Annotated in this window: 14 protein-coding genes; 1 reads left to right on the forward strand and 13 read right to left on the reverse strand. The window is 63.3% G+C overall.

Annotated elements, in window-relative coordinates:
* Window positions 1–75: 75 nt before the first annotated feature.
* The 11 genes from PG881_RS00950 to leuS form a co-directional block, all read right to left on the reverse strand.
* A complete protein-coding gene (locus PG881_RS00950; RefSeq protein ID WP_270797790.1) occupies window positions 76–1,029 on the reverse strand; it encodes a septal ring lytic transglycosylase RlpA family protein in 954 nt (317 codons plus the stop codon).
* Window positions 971–1,969: a lytic murein transglycosylase B gene (mltB, locus tag PG881_RS00955; protein WP_270797791.1), complete on the reverse strand. Its 999-nt coding sequence runs from the start codon at window positions 1,967–1,969 to the stop codon at window positions 971–973. The genes PG881_RS00950 and mltB overlap by 59 nt, the downstream gene beginning before the upstream one ends.
* Window positions 1,969–3,072, reverse strand: a complete 1,104-nt coding sequence (gene rodA, locus PG881_RS00960) for a rod shape-determining protein RodA (RefSeq protein WP_016351680.1) — start codon at window positions 3,070–3,072, stop codon at window positions 1,969–1,971. The genes mltB and rodA overlap by 1 nt, the downstream gene beginning before the upstream one ends.
* Window positions 3,065–4,981 (reverse strand): penicillin-binding protein 2, encoded by a 1,917-nt coding sequence (gene mrdA / locus PG881_RS00965; RefSeq protein WP_016351679.1) that lies wholly within the window; start codon window positions 4,979–4,981, stop codon window positions 3,065–3,067. The genes rodA and mrdA overlap by 8 nt, the downstream gene beginning before the upstream one ends.
* Before the next feature lie 315 nt (window positions 4,982–5,296).
* Entirely contained in the window at window positions 5,297–5,764 is a 468-nt protein-coding gene (gene rlmH / locus PG881_RS00970) for a 23S rRNA (pseudouridine(1915)-N(3))-methyltransferase RlmH (RefSeq protein ID WP_005298242.1), read from the reverse strand.
* A gap of 22 nt (window positions 5,765–5,786) precedes the next feature.
* Window positions 5,787–6,128: a ribosome silencing factor gene (gene rsfS, locus PG881_RS00975; RefSeq protein WP_011707026.1), complete on the reverse strand. Its 342-nt coding sequence runs from the start codon at window positions 6,126–6,128 to the stop codon at window positions 5,787–5,789.
* 185 nt (window positions 6,129–6,313) lie between these two features.
* Window positions 6,314–6,958, reverse strand: a complete 645-nt coding sequence (gene nadD, locus PG881_RS00980; protein ID WP_270797862.1) for a nicotinate-nucleotide adenylyltransferase — start codon at window positions 6,956–6,958, stop codon at window positions 6,314–6,316.
* 41 nt (window positions 6,959–6,999) lie between these two features.
* Window positions 7,000–8,031 (reverse strand): DNA polymerase III subunit delta, encoded by a 1,032-nt coding sequence (holA, locus tag PG881_RS00985; protein ID WP_270797792.1) that lies wholly within the window; start codon window positions 8,029–8,031, stop codon window positions 7,000–7,002.
* Complete coding sequence (locus PG881_RS00990) at window positions 8,031–8,174, reverse strand: hypothetical protein (RefSeq protein ID WP_045789187.1); 144 nt, start codon at window positions 8,172–8,174, stop codon at window positions 8,031–8,033. The genes holA and PG881_RS00990 overlap by 1 nt, the downstream gene beginning before the upstream one ends.
* Before the next feature lie 27 nt (window positions 8,175–8,201).
* Window positions 8,202–8,684, reverse strand: coding sequence for an LPS-assembly lipoprotein LptE (locus tag PG881_RS00995; protein ID WP_016351676.1), 483 nt, complete (start codon window positions 8,682–8,684; stop codon window positions 8,202–8,204).
* 117 nt (window positions 8,685–8,801) lie between these two features.
* On the reverse strand, window positions 8,802–11,381 hold the full coding sequence (gene leuS / locus PG881_RS01000; protein ID WP_270797793.1) for a leucine--tRNA ligase: 2,580 nt from the start codon (window positions 11,379–11,381) through the stop codon (window positions 8,802–8,804).
* Window positions 11,382–11,526: 145 nt separating this feature from the next.
* Here leuS and PG881_RS01005 point away from each other — a divergent pair, with 145 nt between their 5' ends.
* Window positions 11,527–12,015 carry a zinc ribbon-containing protein gene (locus tag PG881_RS01005; protein ID WP_270797794.1) on the forward strand — a complete coding sequence of 163 codons (489 nt, stop codon included), beginning with the start codon at window positions 11,527–11,529 and terminating at the stop codon, window positions 12,013–12,015.
* Window positions 12,016–12,230: 215 nt separating this feature from the next.
* Here PG881_RS01005 and lnt read toward each other — a convergent pair whose 3' ends face one another.
* The gene (lnt, locus tag PG881_RS01010) at window positions 12,231–13,775 is read right to left on the reverse strand and encodes an apolipoprotein N-acyltransferase (RefSeq protein ID WP_011707020.1); all 1,545 of its coding nucleotides are present in this window, start codon (window positions 13,773–13,775) and stop codon (window positions 12,231–12,233) included.
* A 210-nt stretch (window positions 13,776–13,985) separates the two neighbouring features.
* Window positions 13,986–14,870, reverse strand: coding sequence for a CNNM family magnesium/cobalt transport protein CorC (corC, locus tag PG881_RS01015; RefSeq protein ID WP_011707019.1), 885 nt, complete (start codon window positions 14,868–14,870; stop codon window positions 13,986–13,988).
* Window positions 14,871–14,889 lie beyond the last annotated feature (19 nt).

Genomic DNA, 14,889 nt, shown 5'->3' on the forward strand with positions numbered 1-14,889 from the left:
TGCCGCCATCACGCCGGGAAACGACGTGATGGCGGGCGGTTGGCGGTGGTTCATGCTGGCTGAGCCACCCCGCTATCAGGGGACGATGAAGGCTTGCTCCAGCCCCCCCTGACGGATCTGTTCGAGCAGGGCGGTCTGCTGAGCGGCGGGGACCGGTCCCAGCAGGACCCGGAAGATGGCACCGTGGGCCGCCACCTGGTAGGGCACCCCATGGCGCTGGGTCATCACCTTGCCCATCGCCTCGGCCCGCGCCTGCGAGCCGCTGGCCAGCACCTGGATCATCTTGCCCTCGCCGCTGCTGGCGGGCGCGGCCGCTTTGGCCGCTGCCGGTTTGGCGGGTTTGGCGACCGGAGCCTTGACGGGGGCCGGTGTAGCCATGGCCAGTTCGGTGGGCTGGCCGACGAAGCCGTCCTGAGCGGCGGGGGCCGCAGTAGCTGCTGGCGTGGTCGGCGTCATCTCGATGGGCTTCATGGGGGCCATGATCACCATCTGGTCCGGGGTGTCGTTGATGAGCTCGACCCGCACCCGTGCCTCGCCCCCTTCCACCATCTCCAGCTGCTTGGCGGCCGCATGGGAGAGATCGATCAGCCGGTCGCTGCCGAAGGGGCCGCGATCGTTGACGCGTACTATGGTCTCCAGCCCGTTGTCCAGGTTGGTGACCCGCACATAGCTTGGCAGCGGCAGGTTGCGGTGGGCGGCGCTGAACAGCTTGCTGTCCTGCACATCGCCGTTGGCGGTCTTCTGGCCGTCCAGATCCTGCGCCAGCCAGCTGGCGGTCCCCTCTTCGCTGTAGTGCTTGATGTCGCGCCACACCTCGTTCTTCTGCTTGCCAATCCAGTAGTCACGGTTGCCGCTGGCGCTCAGGGGCTCGGGGCGCGGGATGGCGCCGGTGGCCTGCGGGATCTCGATGACCTGGGGTTTTTCCGGCTGGACCGGTTCGGGAGGCGGGGGAAGCTGTTCCGGCTGGCTGCTACAGGCGGCCAGCAACAAGGTCAGGCTGAGCGGGAGAAGTTTGTGGCTGTAATGCATACGCGTCCTGGATTGCTTGACTGAGTTGATGCACCGCCATCGCATAGAGCGGGCTGCGGTTATAGCGGGTGATCACGTAAAAATTGTGGCGCGCGACCCAGTATTCCGGTCCATCGGCCTGTTCCAATGCCAGCAGTTTCACCGGCGTGTCGGGTGCCAGAGGGGTGGCGAGTTCAATGCCTGCGGTGGCCAGCTCGGCCCAGGTCTGGGTCAGCTCGGGGGCAGGCCCCAGCAGGGTACCCACTGGCGCCAGCCCGATCAAGGCGGGTTCGACCGGCGACTCCCCCCAGCGCCACTGGTGCTCGGCAAAATAGTGGGCAACGCTGCCGATGGCATCCACCGGATTGGCGAACAGATCGCGCTTGCCGTCGCCGTCGAAGTCGACTGCGTAGTGGCGATAGCTGGAGGGCATGAACTGACCCATCCCCATGGCGCCGGCATAGGAACCCTTCAGGCGGGTGAGTGGCCACTTCTCTTCCCGGGCAAGCAGCACCAGCTGGGCAAACTCCTTGGCAAAGAAGTCTGCCCGTTCGGGGTAGTGGAAGCCCAGGGTATAGAGGCTGTCGAGCACCGGATGGCGGCCCATCTGGCGGCCGTAGAAGGTCTCGATGCCGATGATGGCGACGATGAGCGACGCCGGCACCTGGTAGGTGTGTTCGGCCCGCGCCAGGGTAGCGGCGTGGCGTTGCCAGAAGTCGACGCCGTCCCGGATCCGCTCCGGGGTGATGAACAGCGGCCGGTAGCGGTGCCAGGGTTTAGCCTCCCAGGGGCGGCTGATGGTGTCGAGCACCTCCTGGCGCAAGCTGGCCTGGGCCGCGGCGGCCTGCAGCTCGGCCAGCGGCACCTGTTGCTGCTCAGCGAGCCGGGCGAGCCCCGGGGGCTCGACGGCCGCCACTGCGGTCAGGGCAACGAGCGAGAGCAGCACACCGGCCAGTCTCATCAGGCCAGCAGCCTTCTGTGGGTCTGGATGGACATCAGGATGCCGAAGCCGGCCATCAGGGTCACCATGGAGGTACCGCCGTAGCTCACCAGCGGCAGGGGGACCCCCACCACGGGTAGTATGCCGCTCACCATGCCCATGTTGACGAACACGTAGACGAAGAAGGTGAGGGTCAGGGCACCGCCCAGCAGGCGCTCGAAGCTGTTCTGGGCCTGCATGGAGATAAACAGGCAGCGACTGATGATGTAGAGATAGATCACCAGCAGGAGGGCCACGCCCACCAGGCCGAACTCCTCGCTGAACACCGCGAAGATGAAGTCGGTGTGGCGCTCTGGCAGGAACTCCAGCTGGGACTGGGTGCCCTGCAGCCAGCCCTTGCCGAACACGCCGCCGGAGCCGATGGCTATCTTGGACTGGATGATGTGATAGCCGCGACCGAGCGGGTCCTTCTCCGGGTCCAGCAGCATCAGCACCCGCTGGCGCTGGTAGTCGTGCATCAGGAAGAACCAGAGAACCGGCATGAAGGCGCAGATGAGCAGCACCGCCAGCCCGATCAGCCACCAGCTGATCCCCGCCAGAAAGATGACGAAGAAGCCGGAGGCGGCTACCAGGATGGAGGTGCCGAGGTCAGGCTGGGCCGCGATCAGCAGGGTTGGCAGCAGCACCATGATGAGACTCAGCACCAGGTGGCTGAACTTGGGCGGCAGCGAGTGGCGGCTGAGCCAGGCAGCCACCATGATGGGCATGGAGAGCTTCATCACCTCGGAGGGCTGAAACTTCATGAAGCCGAGGTCCAGCCAGCGCTGGGCCCCCTTGCCGATATGACCGAACACGTCCACCGCGACCAGCAGCAGCACCACCACCACGAACAGCGGCACCGACCAGCGGGCATAGAGGGAGGGGGGCAGCTGGGCCATGCCGATCATCAGGGCGAACGCCAGCCCGCCGCGCACCAGCTGGCGCACGATGGAGTCGACGTCCTGGCCGGAGGCGGAGTAGAGCACCACCATGGAGAGGGACATCAGGGTCAGCAGGCCGAGCAGCAGCGGCAAGTCGATGTGCAGCTTGTACCAGATGCTCTGCTGGCGAGCGGAATTACTCATGAGGAGCGACCTCTTCAGATTGGGGCTTCTTGGCCGGCGCCGGCGGCAGTTGCGGCTCCGGTGGCAGCAGGTAGGCATCCAGCATCTGGCGGGCCACCGGAGCGGCCATGCTGCTGCCGCCACCGGCGTTTTCCAGTACCAGGGCGACGACCGCCTTGGGTGCTTCGAACGGGGCGAACGAGACGAACAGGGCGTTGTCGCGGTGCTCCACCTTGGTGGTGGCCGCGTTGTAGACCTGGTTCTCCTTCAGCCCCACCACCTGGGCGGTACCGGACTTGCCTGCCGCCTTGTAGGGGGTGTTGGCAAAGGCGCGCCGACCCGTCCCCTCGTGACCGTTGATGACCCGCCACATGCCGTCCTTGGCCACTTGCCAGTAGCTGTCGCTCTTGGTCTGGATGGCCATGTTCGGGTTGATGGGGGCATTGACCACGCCATCGATGGAGGCTGTGCTCTTGAGCAGGTGCGGCGTCACGTCGTGGCCGTTCTGGGTCAGGATGCTGATCGCCTTGGCCAGCTGGATCGGGGTGGCGCTCCAGTAGCCCTGGCCGATGCCGATGGAGATGGTGTCACCCTGATACCAGGGCTGGCGCCAGCGGGCCATCTTCCAGTCGCGTGACGGCATCACCCCCTTGGTCTCCTCGTACAGATCGACGCCGCTGTACTGACCGAAGCCGAACTTGGTCATGTAGCTGTTGATCTTGTCGATGCCGACCCGGTAGGCGAGATCGTAGAAGTAGGTATCCGCCGACACTTCGATGGCGCGGTAGACGTCGAGCCAGCCGTGACCCCAGCGGCGCCAGTCTCGGAACTTCTTGGTGGTGCCGGGGATGGAGAAGCTGGGGCCGCCGAAGTAGCGGTAGTTGGGGGTGATGGCCCCCTCGTTGAGCCCCATCACCGCCATCATGGGCTTGACGGTGGAGGCGGGGGCATAGATGCCCTGGGTGGTGCGGTTCACCAGTGGCCTTGCCGGATCGTTGAGCAGCGCCGAGTAGTTGGCGCTGGAGATGCCGGTCACGAACAGGTTGGGGTCATAGCTCGGGCTCGACTCCATGGCCAGAATGGCGCCGGTATTGGGATCCATCATCACGATGGCGCCCCGGCGGCCGGCCAGCAACTCCTGCGCCTTGAGCTGCAGGCGGATGTCGATGTTGAGGTAGATGTCCTTGCCGGGCTCGGGCGGCTGGAACTTGAGGGTACGCACCACCCGGCCGCGGTTGTTGACCTCGACCTCCTGGTAGCCCGCCACGCCGTGCAGCTGATCCTCGTAGTACTTCTCCACCCCCTGCTTGCCGATGTCCTTGGTGGCGGCATAGTTGGCGAGCTTGTCCTCCTTGTCGAGGCGCTCCACGTCGCGGGTGTTGATCTTGGCCACATAGCCCAGCGCATGGGTGAGGGTGTCGCCAAACGGATAGTAGCGCTTGAGGTAGGCCTCGATGCTGACCCCGGGGTAGTTGTGCTGGTTGACCGAGAAGAGGGCGACCTGATACTCGGTCAGCTTCTCGAACAGGGCCACCGGCTTGAAGCGGCGCTGGCGCTTGACCTCGGCCAGGAACTTCTCCTTGGTTCCCTCCGGCAGCTTCAGCAGGGCGATCAGCTCGTCGGCGGTCTTCTCCAGATCCTTGGTCTCTTCCGGCACTATCTCCAGGCTGTAGACCGGGCGGTTCTCCGCCAATAGCACGCCGTTGGCGTCATAGATGAGGCCGCGTGGCGGTGCCACCGGCACCACCCGGATGCGGTTGTCGTTGGAGCGGGTCTGGTAGGTGTCGTAAGACTCGACCTGCAGGTAATAGAGGTTGCCCAGCAACACCAGCATCAGCACTATCATGCCGATGTAGGCGACCAGGGTACGTCGGAAGAAGAGGCGACCCTCGGCGCTGTGGTCGCGCATCTCGATGCGATTCTTCAGCATGCCGCTACCTTATGACTGTCGAGCAGGTGAGAAACGGGGTGCAGATGTGCATGCTCACGCTCTGTGATTCTGGTTTGAGAGGGGGATGCTGATGCTGGAATAGTGCATGGCTCACTCTCTGTGATTCGGGTATGCGAGGGTGATGCTGGAATAGTGCATGTCCCACTCTCTGTGATACGGGTATGTGAGGGTGATGCTGGAATAGTGCATGTCCCACTCTCTGTGATACGGGTATGTGAGGGTGATGCTGGAATAGTGCATGGCTCACTCTCTGTGATACGGGTATGCGAGGGTGATGCTGGAATAACGCATGGTTCACTCTCTGTGATACGGATGATTGGTTGTGATGCTCCAGGCGCGATAGAGGCTTTCGGCCACCAGCACCCGCACCAGCGGGTGGGGCAGGGTCAGCGGCGACAGCGACCAGCTCTGCTCGGCGGCAGCCTTGCACTCGGGCGACAGCCCTTCAGGGCCGCCCACCAGCAGGGCCACATCGCGGCCATCCAGCTTCCAGGCTTCCAGCTGCACGGCGAGCTGCTCGGTGGTCCAGGGTTTGCCGGGAATATCCAGGGTCACGATACGCGAACGACCGGCCGCCGCCAGCATGGCTTCCCCCTCTTTTTGCAGAATGCGGGGGATGTCGGCATTTTTGCCACGTTTGCCGGCGCCGATCTCGACCAGCTCGAACGGCATGTCTTTGGGGAAACGACGACGATACTCTTCGAAGCCATGCTCTACCCAGGCGGGCATCTTGGTGCCCACCGCAATCAACTGGATCTTCATCGCTTATTACACATGTACTCGGTTATTGCGCGTTCACTTGAGCGGTGCCGCTCCAGAGTTTTTCCAGCTGGTAGAAGTCGCGATGCTCATCCTGCATCACGTGCACGATCACCGACCCCAGATCCACCAGTACCCATTCGCCGGTGAGCTGGCCTTCCACGCTCAGCAGATCGAGCCCGGCATGGCGGGCCTCGCTGGCCAGATGGTGGGCGATGGCGCTGACGTGACGGCTGGAGTTGCCGGAACAGACGATCATGGTGTCGGTGATGCTGGATTTGCCGCGTACATCGAGGGTGATGATGTCGCGGCCTTTCATGTCATCGATCTTGTCGACGATAAAGGCATGCAATTCTTGACCTTGCAATGAGTCTCTCCTGTATTCCGGCGCGCTTTCACGGCGTGAGGGCGGCGGATTATATCATGGTCACTCCCGTTTCCCAGTGCGGCGAAGGGGAGTGGAACAGGGGCCGTGCCCGCTTGGCAAACTCGCCCCCTGTTGATCACTATAGTGCGCGATCCGTGTCGGACAACCGCCGGCCGCGATCGGGTTCATGCCGGCCGGTACAGCCCCTGCTGGCGGATGTATTGTGCCACCGACGGCGGCAGCAGATAGTGGGGATCCGCGCCCGTTGCCAGCAGGGCCCGCAAGCGGGTGGCCGACAGCTCGACCGGCAGATTGTCCGCCAGCCAGATGCGGCCGTGGCGCAGTCGGTGCAGATCTGCCACCTGCCGGCTCTGGTGGCGGGCCAGCAGCTCGGCCACCTCGGCCGGGTAATCCTGCTGCCAGCCGGGGCGGGTACTCACCACCAGATGGGCGTAATCAAGCAGCTCCTGCCAGCGATGCCAGCTCGGCAGGCCGAGCAGGGAGTCCATCCCCATCAAAAAGCAGAGCGGGGTGTCCGGCAGTTCATGACGCAGCTCGATAAGGGTGTCGATGGTCCAGGAGGGGGTGTCCCGCTTGAGCTCCCGCTCATCCACCACGAAGCCCGGGTTTTCCGCCGCTGCCAGGGCGACCATGGCCAAACGCTGCTCGCTGGAGCAGAAGGGGCTGGCCCGGTGGGGCGGAATATGGTTCGGCAGCAGACGCACTTCGGCCAGGCCCAGAGCGTCGCGGGCCTCGATGGCCGGGCGCAGGTGACCGATGTGGATGGGATCGAACGTCCCCCCCAGAATGCCGATAGGCGGCTGCAACATGGGGTTCCCTCCGGTGACGGCCGGGATGTCGACGGGCTGGATCATGTGTCAGATCCTGCCAGCGGCAAGGGGGTGCCATCGCGAAAACCGAGGGCGAGGGTCTGCAGCATCAGCCAGGCCTGCTCGGTATCGAAGCGACGCTGGGCGTCGTCGAGCCGGGCCATCAGTTGCCACAACTGCTGCAGCTTGGCGAAGGGCAGCCGGGTCAGCGCCTGTTGAATGAGCTGCTGGCGGCTCTGCCAGATGCGCAGGCGGGAGAAGTGCTCCACCAGCGGCTGACCGGCCCTGGCCGCCAGCGCCAGCTCGGTGAGCTGCTCCAGCTCGCGGCACAGGGCCCAGGCCAGCATGCCGGGCTCGGTGCCCTCGGCGCGCAGGGCCAGCAGGATGCGCTGTGCCCGGTTCACCTTCCCTTCCAGCAGGGTGTCGATGAGCTGGAACGGGGTGAAGTGGGCGTGGCGGATGATGGTCTCCTGCAGATAGGCGACGCTGATGGGCTGGGGTGGCGAGAGCAGGGTCAGCTTCTCTATCTCCTGGCTGGCGGCCAGCAGATTGCCCTCGTAGGAGTGGCACATGAAGTTGACCGCATCCGGCAGCGCCTTCAGCCCGAAGCGCTGGAAGCGGGCGCTCATCCAGCGCGGAAAGAAGCGGGGCTCGGGGTGGTTGACCGGCACATAGGTGCCGCTCTGGCTCAGCTTGTCGAACCAGGCTGCCTTCATCTGGGTCTGGTTGAGGCGATTACCGCTCAGGACCAGCAGCAGGTCTGGGTGCAGCTGCTTGCCGATCTCGCTGATGCGGGCGGCCAACTCCTTGTCGACCTTGGCCGGCAGCTCCAGCTCGATGATCTGGCGGGCCGAGAACAGGCTCATGGCCTGGCAGGCATCGTAGACCTGATTCCAGTCCAGTCCCTGTTCCACCACGAAGCTGTGGCGCTCATCGAAGCCCTGTTTGCGCGCCACCTGGCGCACGGCATCGATGGCTTCCAGCTTGAGCAGGGGCTCGTCCCCAAAAATGAGATAGCAGGGCTTGAGCCCTGCTTTGAGATGGTCCGCGAGTTGTTCAGGGTAAATCCGCATCAGAACCTGGCCTGGTTGAGGGGGAAGGATGCACGGTCGATGGCTTGCTCATTCTTGAACAGGGGATCGTCCCCAAAAATGAGATAGCAGGGCTTGAGCCCTGCTTTGAGGTGATCCGCAAACTGCTCGGGATAGACTCTCATCAACGTACTCTCATCAAGATACTCGCATCAGAACTTGACCTGGCTGAGCTGGCGGATCACCAGGTTGGCGGCCTGCTCCTGCATCTCCTTGCCAAGCTGCTCCTGCTCGCGGGAGGAGGCGAGCGCCGCGTCCGGCTTGTTCAGGAAACTGCGGTTGAAGGCGATGGGGAAGACCTGGGTCGGTTTGCCCGGCATGGAGACGGTGAACTGGGTGTTGTAGCCCAACACGTATTCACGGGCCTGGCCGATGGAGTCGACGGAGGCGACCTGACTGGTGCTGCCGACGCCGGACAGGGTCAGCACCGGGATGCCCTCCTTGTCGGCGAGCTGCACGCCGGCCGCCTTGAGGCGGGTGGTGACCAGCCGATAGAAATCGCTCTTGTTGTCACCGACCACCTTCATGGTCATCAACTCGGGCGGGATGGCGGTGCCGCGCATCTGAAAACCGCAGGCCTGCAGTAGCAGGCCGGTCAGCAGTATGGTCAGCCAGCGAGTGAGGGTGGTGCCCATAGAAAATCCTCTTTGCATGAAGTGAAGAGCGGCGGGCGCAGGGCCCGCCGTTATCATCCGTTTGCTGTTACCACCTGGCAACCAGACGGTCAGTCTGCATGGCCAGGCGGTATGGCATCAGTTGGCCACGATGTTGAGCAGTTTGCCCGGCACGTAGATCACCTTGCGCACGGTCAGACCGTCGGTGAACTTCTGGACCGAGGTATCGGCCATGGCCAGCTTCTCGACGTCGGCCTGGCTGATCTCGGCCGGCACGGTCAGCTTGCCGCGCATCTTGCCGTTGATCTGCACTACCACCAGCTTCTCGGTCTCGACCATGGCCGCTTCGTCGGCCACCGGCCAGGTGGCGTGATCCACGTCGTCGCCCTTGCCCAGCATCTTCCACAGCTCGAAGCCGATGTGCGGGGTGATGGGGTAGAGCATGACCACGACCGCTTCCAGCGCTTCCTGCATCAGGGCGCGATCCTGCTCGTCGCTGCCCAGCTTGGCCAGGTTGTTCATCAGCTCCATGATGGCTGCGATGGCGGTGTTGAAGGTCTGACGGCGACCCACGTCGTCGCTCACCTTGGCGATGGTCTTGTGCAGCTCGCGGCGCACGGCCTTCTGGTCGCCGCTGAGTGCCGCCACATTCAGTGCGGGAGCTACGCCGGCACTGACGTGCTCGAAGGTGATGCGCCACAGACGGCGCAGGAAGCGCTGGGCACCCTCGACGCCGGAGTCGGACCACTCCAGGGTCATCTCGGCCGGCGAGGCGAACATCATGAACAGACGCACGGTATCGGCGCCGTAACGCTCCACCATCAGCTGCGGGTCGATGCCGTTGTTCTTGGACTTGGACATCTTGGTCATGCCGGAGTGAATGACTTCACGGCCTTCGTTGTCGACGGCCTTGGTGATGCGACCCTTCTCGTCACGCTCCACCTTGACGTCGGTCGGGCTGACCCAGACGTTGCCGCCCTTCTCGTCTTTGTAGTAGAAGGCGTCGGCCAGCACCATGCCCTGGCAGAGCAGGCGCTTGAACGGCTCGTCGCTGTTCACCAGGCCTGCGTCACGCAGCAGCTTGTGGAAGAAGCGGGCGTAGAGCAGGTGCATACAGGCGTGCTCGATGCCGCCGATGTACTGATCCACCGGCAGCCAGTGGTTGGCCGCCGCCGGATCCAGCATGCCCTTGTCGTAGTCCGGGGAGCAGTAGCGGGCGTAGTACCAGGAGGACTCCATGAAGGTGTCGAAGGTATCGGTCTCGCGGAACGCTTCCTGACCGTTGTAAGTGGTCTTGGCCCACTCGGCGTCGGCCTTGATCGGGCTCTGGATGCCGTCCATCACGACGTCTTCCGGCAGCAGCACCGGCAGTTGGTCTTCCGGGGTCGGCACTACGGTGCCGTCGGCCAGGGTCAGCATGGGGATGGGAGCACCCCAGTAGCGCTGACGGGAGACACCCCAGTCGCGCAGACGGAAGTTGACGGTGCGCTTGCCGCAGCCAAGGCTCTCCAGCTTGCTGGCGATGGCATCGAAAGCCGGCTGGAACTCGAGGCCGTCGAACTCGCCAGAGTTGAACAGCACGCCCTTGTCGGTGTAGGCGGCGTCGATCACGTTCGGCAGCTCGCCATCGATCGGCTTGATGACCGGCTTGATCTCGAGACCGTACTTGGTGGCGAACTCATGGTCACGCAGGTCGTGGCCCGGTACCGCCATCACGGCGCCGGTGCCGTAGTTCATCAGCACGAAGTTGGCGACCCAGACCGGCACCTTGCGGCCATCCAGCGGGTGAATGGCGTAGAGGCCGGTGGCCATGCCCTTCTTCTCCATGGTGGCGAGCTCGGCTTCGGCCACCTTGGTGTTCTTGCACTCTTCGATAAAGGCGGCGAGCTCGGGGTTACTCTCGGCTGCCTGTAGCGCCAGCGGGTGGCCGGCGGCGATACCGACATAGGTCACGCCCATGAAGGTGTCCGGACGGGTGGTGTAGACCTCCAGATGCTCAGCCTGACCCTCGATGGCGAAGCTGATGTTGACCCCTTCGGAGCGGCCAATCCAGTTGCGCTGCATGGTCTTGACCATCTCCGGCCAGCCTTCCAGATTGTCGATATCGTTCAGCAGCTCTTCGGCGTAGTCGGTGATCTTGATGAACCACTGGGGGATCTCTTTCTGCTCCACCGGGGTGTCACAGCGCCAGCAGCAGTTGTCGACAACCTGCTCGTTGGCCAGTACGGTCATGTCGTTTGGGCACCAGTTGACGGAGGAGGTCTTCTTGTAGACCAGCCCCTTCTCGTAGAGCTTGGTGAAGAACCACTGCTCCCAGCGGTAGTAATCCGGCTTGCAGGTGGCCAGCTCGCGATCCCAGTCATAACCCAGACCCAGCATCTTCAGCTGGTTCTTCATGTATTCGATGTTTTCGTAGGTCCAGGGCGCCGGTGCCGTGTTGTTCTTGATGGCGGCGTTTTCCGCCGGCAGGCCGAATGCGTCCCAACCGATGGGTTGCAGCACGTTCTTGCCATTGAGGCGTTGATAACGGGAGATCACATCACCTATGGTGTAGTTGCGAACGTGCCCCATGTGTAGACGACCAGACGGATAGGGGAACATGGAGAGGCAGTAGAACTTTTCCTTGTCTACTTTCTCCACCGCCTTGAAGGTTTTCTTGGCATCCCAGTGCTTTTGCACTGCTGGTTCTATGGATTGGGGAACGTATTGCTCTTGCATTGGTGACATCCGGATCTGTGAAATGGATAGATAAATCAGCTGGGAAATCGCAATAGAATACCCATATCCTGCGGCGGCAACAACCGCCAGCGTCCCTCGGGCCTTAAGCCGGGCCTGATCAGGGTTCAGTAGAGGAGTAACGGCCATGGACAAACGTCAAAAAGGGTACGAAGCCTTCATTGCCGAGCTGCAAAAGCAGTGGCAAGAGACAGAACAGTTCCAGGGGGAGCGCCTCAACCGGATGACCGCCAAGGTGCAGGCTTATCTGGAGGCGGCCGGGGATCTGACCCAGGACGAGCTGGCGCTGATCGCCGAGTATGTGAAGCGGGATCTGGGCAACTATGACGAGGGGCGCAAGGATGAGCAGGTGGAGGAGTCCGCCTTCATGCTGGCGCTCAAAGACACTGCCTGGTCATGGCTGGCGGATGTGACCGACCGCACCCAGGTGGAGTGGCAGGAGCTGGCGGACGAGCTGGAGCACAAGGGGGTCTACCGGGCCGGCGACTGGGTGGGGCTCGGGGTCTTGGTGTGCGATCACTGCGAGTGGCGCCATACCGTGCTGCACCCCCAGCAGCTCGGCACTTGTCCCGAGTGCGGGGCCGATGAGTATCACCGTGAGCCGCTCTCCCCCTGAGAACCTGCCCACGCTCTTGCTGCGAGGCCGTGATCAAGGCTCATGTGCTGCTCGGAATCCTCACGTATATCTATACGCTCCGGTTCCTGCGCTGCTCTTCACCTTGCTGACGACCTCTCGTTACAGAGCCTGAACAGGTTCTGATCGGGTATCAGACTGAACAGAAGAGAGGCGCCCTTGGGCGCCTCTCTTATTTATCGGGTTGAACGACCGGGTCAGCCCTTGCGCGCCCAGGGGTGGGCGCGGGGGCGCAGCCCCAGTCCCAGCGCCAGCAGCAGGGCGGCGATGCCATACATGGGCCAGCTGCCAAAGCGCAGGTAGGGGGTCTCGCCGTGGGCGGGACGCACCTCGGTGCGCAGCACGCCGGCCTCGAACTGCGGGATCTGGGCGATGATGCTGCCGTCGATCTCGGTGACGATGGTGATGCCGGTGTTGGTGTCGCGCAGCAGCGGGCGGGCCAGCTCGAGGGCACGCATGCGGGCGATCTCCATGTGCTGCCAGGGACCGATGCTGGTGCCGAACCAGGCGTCGTTGGAGACGGTCAGCAGGAAGTCGGTATCCGGCTGCACGTTGCGGCGCACCTCGTCCGGGAAGATGATCTCGTAGCAGATGGCGGCGGCAAACTTGAGCCCCTTGGCGATCAGGTTCGGTTGCACCTCGTCGCCACGGCTGAAGGAGGACATGGGCAGGTTGAAGAAGGGCGCGATGGGACGCAGCAGATCTTCAAGGGGCACGAACTCGCCGATGGGCAGCAGGTGGTATTTGTAGTAACGGTTCTTGTGCTGGTAGTAGTAGGACTCCTTGCCTTCCGCATCCTGCACCCCCATGCCGAGCACGGTATTGAAGAAGCGCTGCTGCTCGAGATCGTAGTGGATGATCCCCGCCAGCAGGCCGGTATCGTTCACCTTCATCGCCTTGTCCAGGCTCTCCAGGTAGTTGCCCATCTCCTTTTCGATGGCCGGGATGGCCGATTCCGGCCAGACGATGATGTCGGCGTCCTGGTTCTCGCGGCTGAGATCCTGATACTTGCGCACGGTCGGCACCAGCGCCTCCGGATCCCACTTGAGGGACTGTTCGATGTTGCCCTGCACCAGCGCCACCTTGACCGGTTCACCGCGGGTCACCCAGTTGAGCTGCATCAGCCCCTGGGCGGCGCCCACCAGGGCCACCGGCACCAGCAGCCAGGCCGGCTTGCGGCTCTGCCAGAGCAGCCAGAGGGCGGAGGCGGTCAACAGCAATGCCAGGGTGATGCCCTGCACGCCGAGGATGGGAGCAAAGCCCTTGAGCGGCCCGTCAATCTGGCTGTAGCCGAACCAGAGCCAGGGAAAGCCGGTCATCACCCAGCCGCGCAGCCAGTCGGCCATCAGCCAGAGCGCCGGGAAGGCGAGCAGCCAGCGACTCCAGTGGCGACCGCTGAAGAAGCGGGCGAAGGCCCAGCAGGCCAGGGTCGGGTAGAGCGCCAGATAGGCCGACAGCCCGGCCAGCAGCACGAAGGCCACCGGCAGTGGAATGCCGCCGAACATGGTCATGCTGACGTGGATCCACCACAGCCCCGGCAAAAACAGCCCCATGGCGTAGCCAAAGCCGCGCCAGGCCGCCTGCTTGGGGTTGGCCTTGTCCAGCAGGGCGTAGAGACCGAGCAGGGAGGGGATCACCAGCGGCCAGTAGTTGAAGGGCGAGAAGGCGAGCACGGCGATGGCGCCAGAGGCCATGGCAAACAGGCTGGTCAGGAGTTTTGATTTCACGGGCTGTAGTTTCACGGGCGATAAGGCTCGGATTGAACTGCAATGGGTTGAGTGGCCGGTATCTTAACCCGTAAAGGCGGTCAACGGCGAGCCTCCCGGCCGACGGCCCGAAGCGAGGGGATAAAAGGGCGATGACGGGCCTTGTGACCGGGGAGAAGCAGAGGTGGTGTGTGCTCAAACGAACAGCGCCCCGACGGGCGGGGCGCTGTTGGCAAGGGTCAAGGCTTATTGGGCCTCGGACTGGGCCGCGACATGGTTGTCGGGGATCTTCACCTGCAGCTGCTGCAGGCGGCGCTTGTCGGCGTGCATCACCTTGAACAGGTAGCCTTCCAGCTCGATCTCCTCGCCCTTCTTGGGCAGATGGCTGAAGGCGTGCATCACCAGACCGCCCACCGTATCCACCTCTTCATCGCTGAACTGGGTGCCGAAGAAGTCGTTGAAATCTTCGATCTCGGTGAGGGCGCTGACGGCGAACACCCGCTTGCTGATACGGCGGATCTCGTCCGGCTCATCCTCGATGTCGTCGAATTCGTCGTCGATCTCGCCGACGATGAGCTCGAGGATGTCCTCGATGGTCACCAGACCTGAGACGCCGCCGAACTCGTCCACCACGATGGCCATGTGGTAGCGCTCTTCACGAAACTCTTTGAGCAGACGGTCGACCCGCTTGCTCTCGGGGACGATCACCGTGGGACGCAGGATCTTCTCCAGCTGCAGCGGTTCGCTGGCGTGGTGGCCGCCAAACCCGAACGGCAGCAGATCCTTGGCGAGCAAGATGCCCTCCACGTGATCCTTGTCTTCGTTGATCACCGGAAAGCGGGAGTGACCCGACTCGATGATCACCGGCAGGATCTCGTCCACTGGCTGGGATTTCTCGATGGTCACCATCTGGGAGCGGGGGATCATGATGTCGCGCACGCGCAGCTCGGCAATTTCGAGCACGCCCTCGATCATGTCCTTGGTGTCCTGATCGATGAGATCGCGCTCTTCGGCGTCGGCTATCACTTCCACCAAATCGTTGCGGTCTTTTGGCTCGCCCTGGAAGAGTTGGCTGAGTTTGTCGAGCCAGGTTTTCTTCGGCGAGCCGGTACTAGGGTGATCGTCGGTCATTTTCTCTCTTGGTTACTCG

The organism is Aeromonas sp. QDB54 (assembly GCF_027707385.1).
Classification (GTDB): Bacteria; Pseudomonadota; Gammaproteobacteria; order Enterobacterales; family Aeromonadaceae; genus Aeromonas; species Aeromonas hydrophila.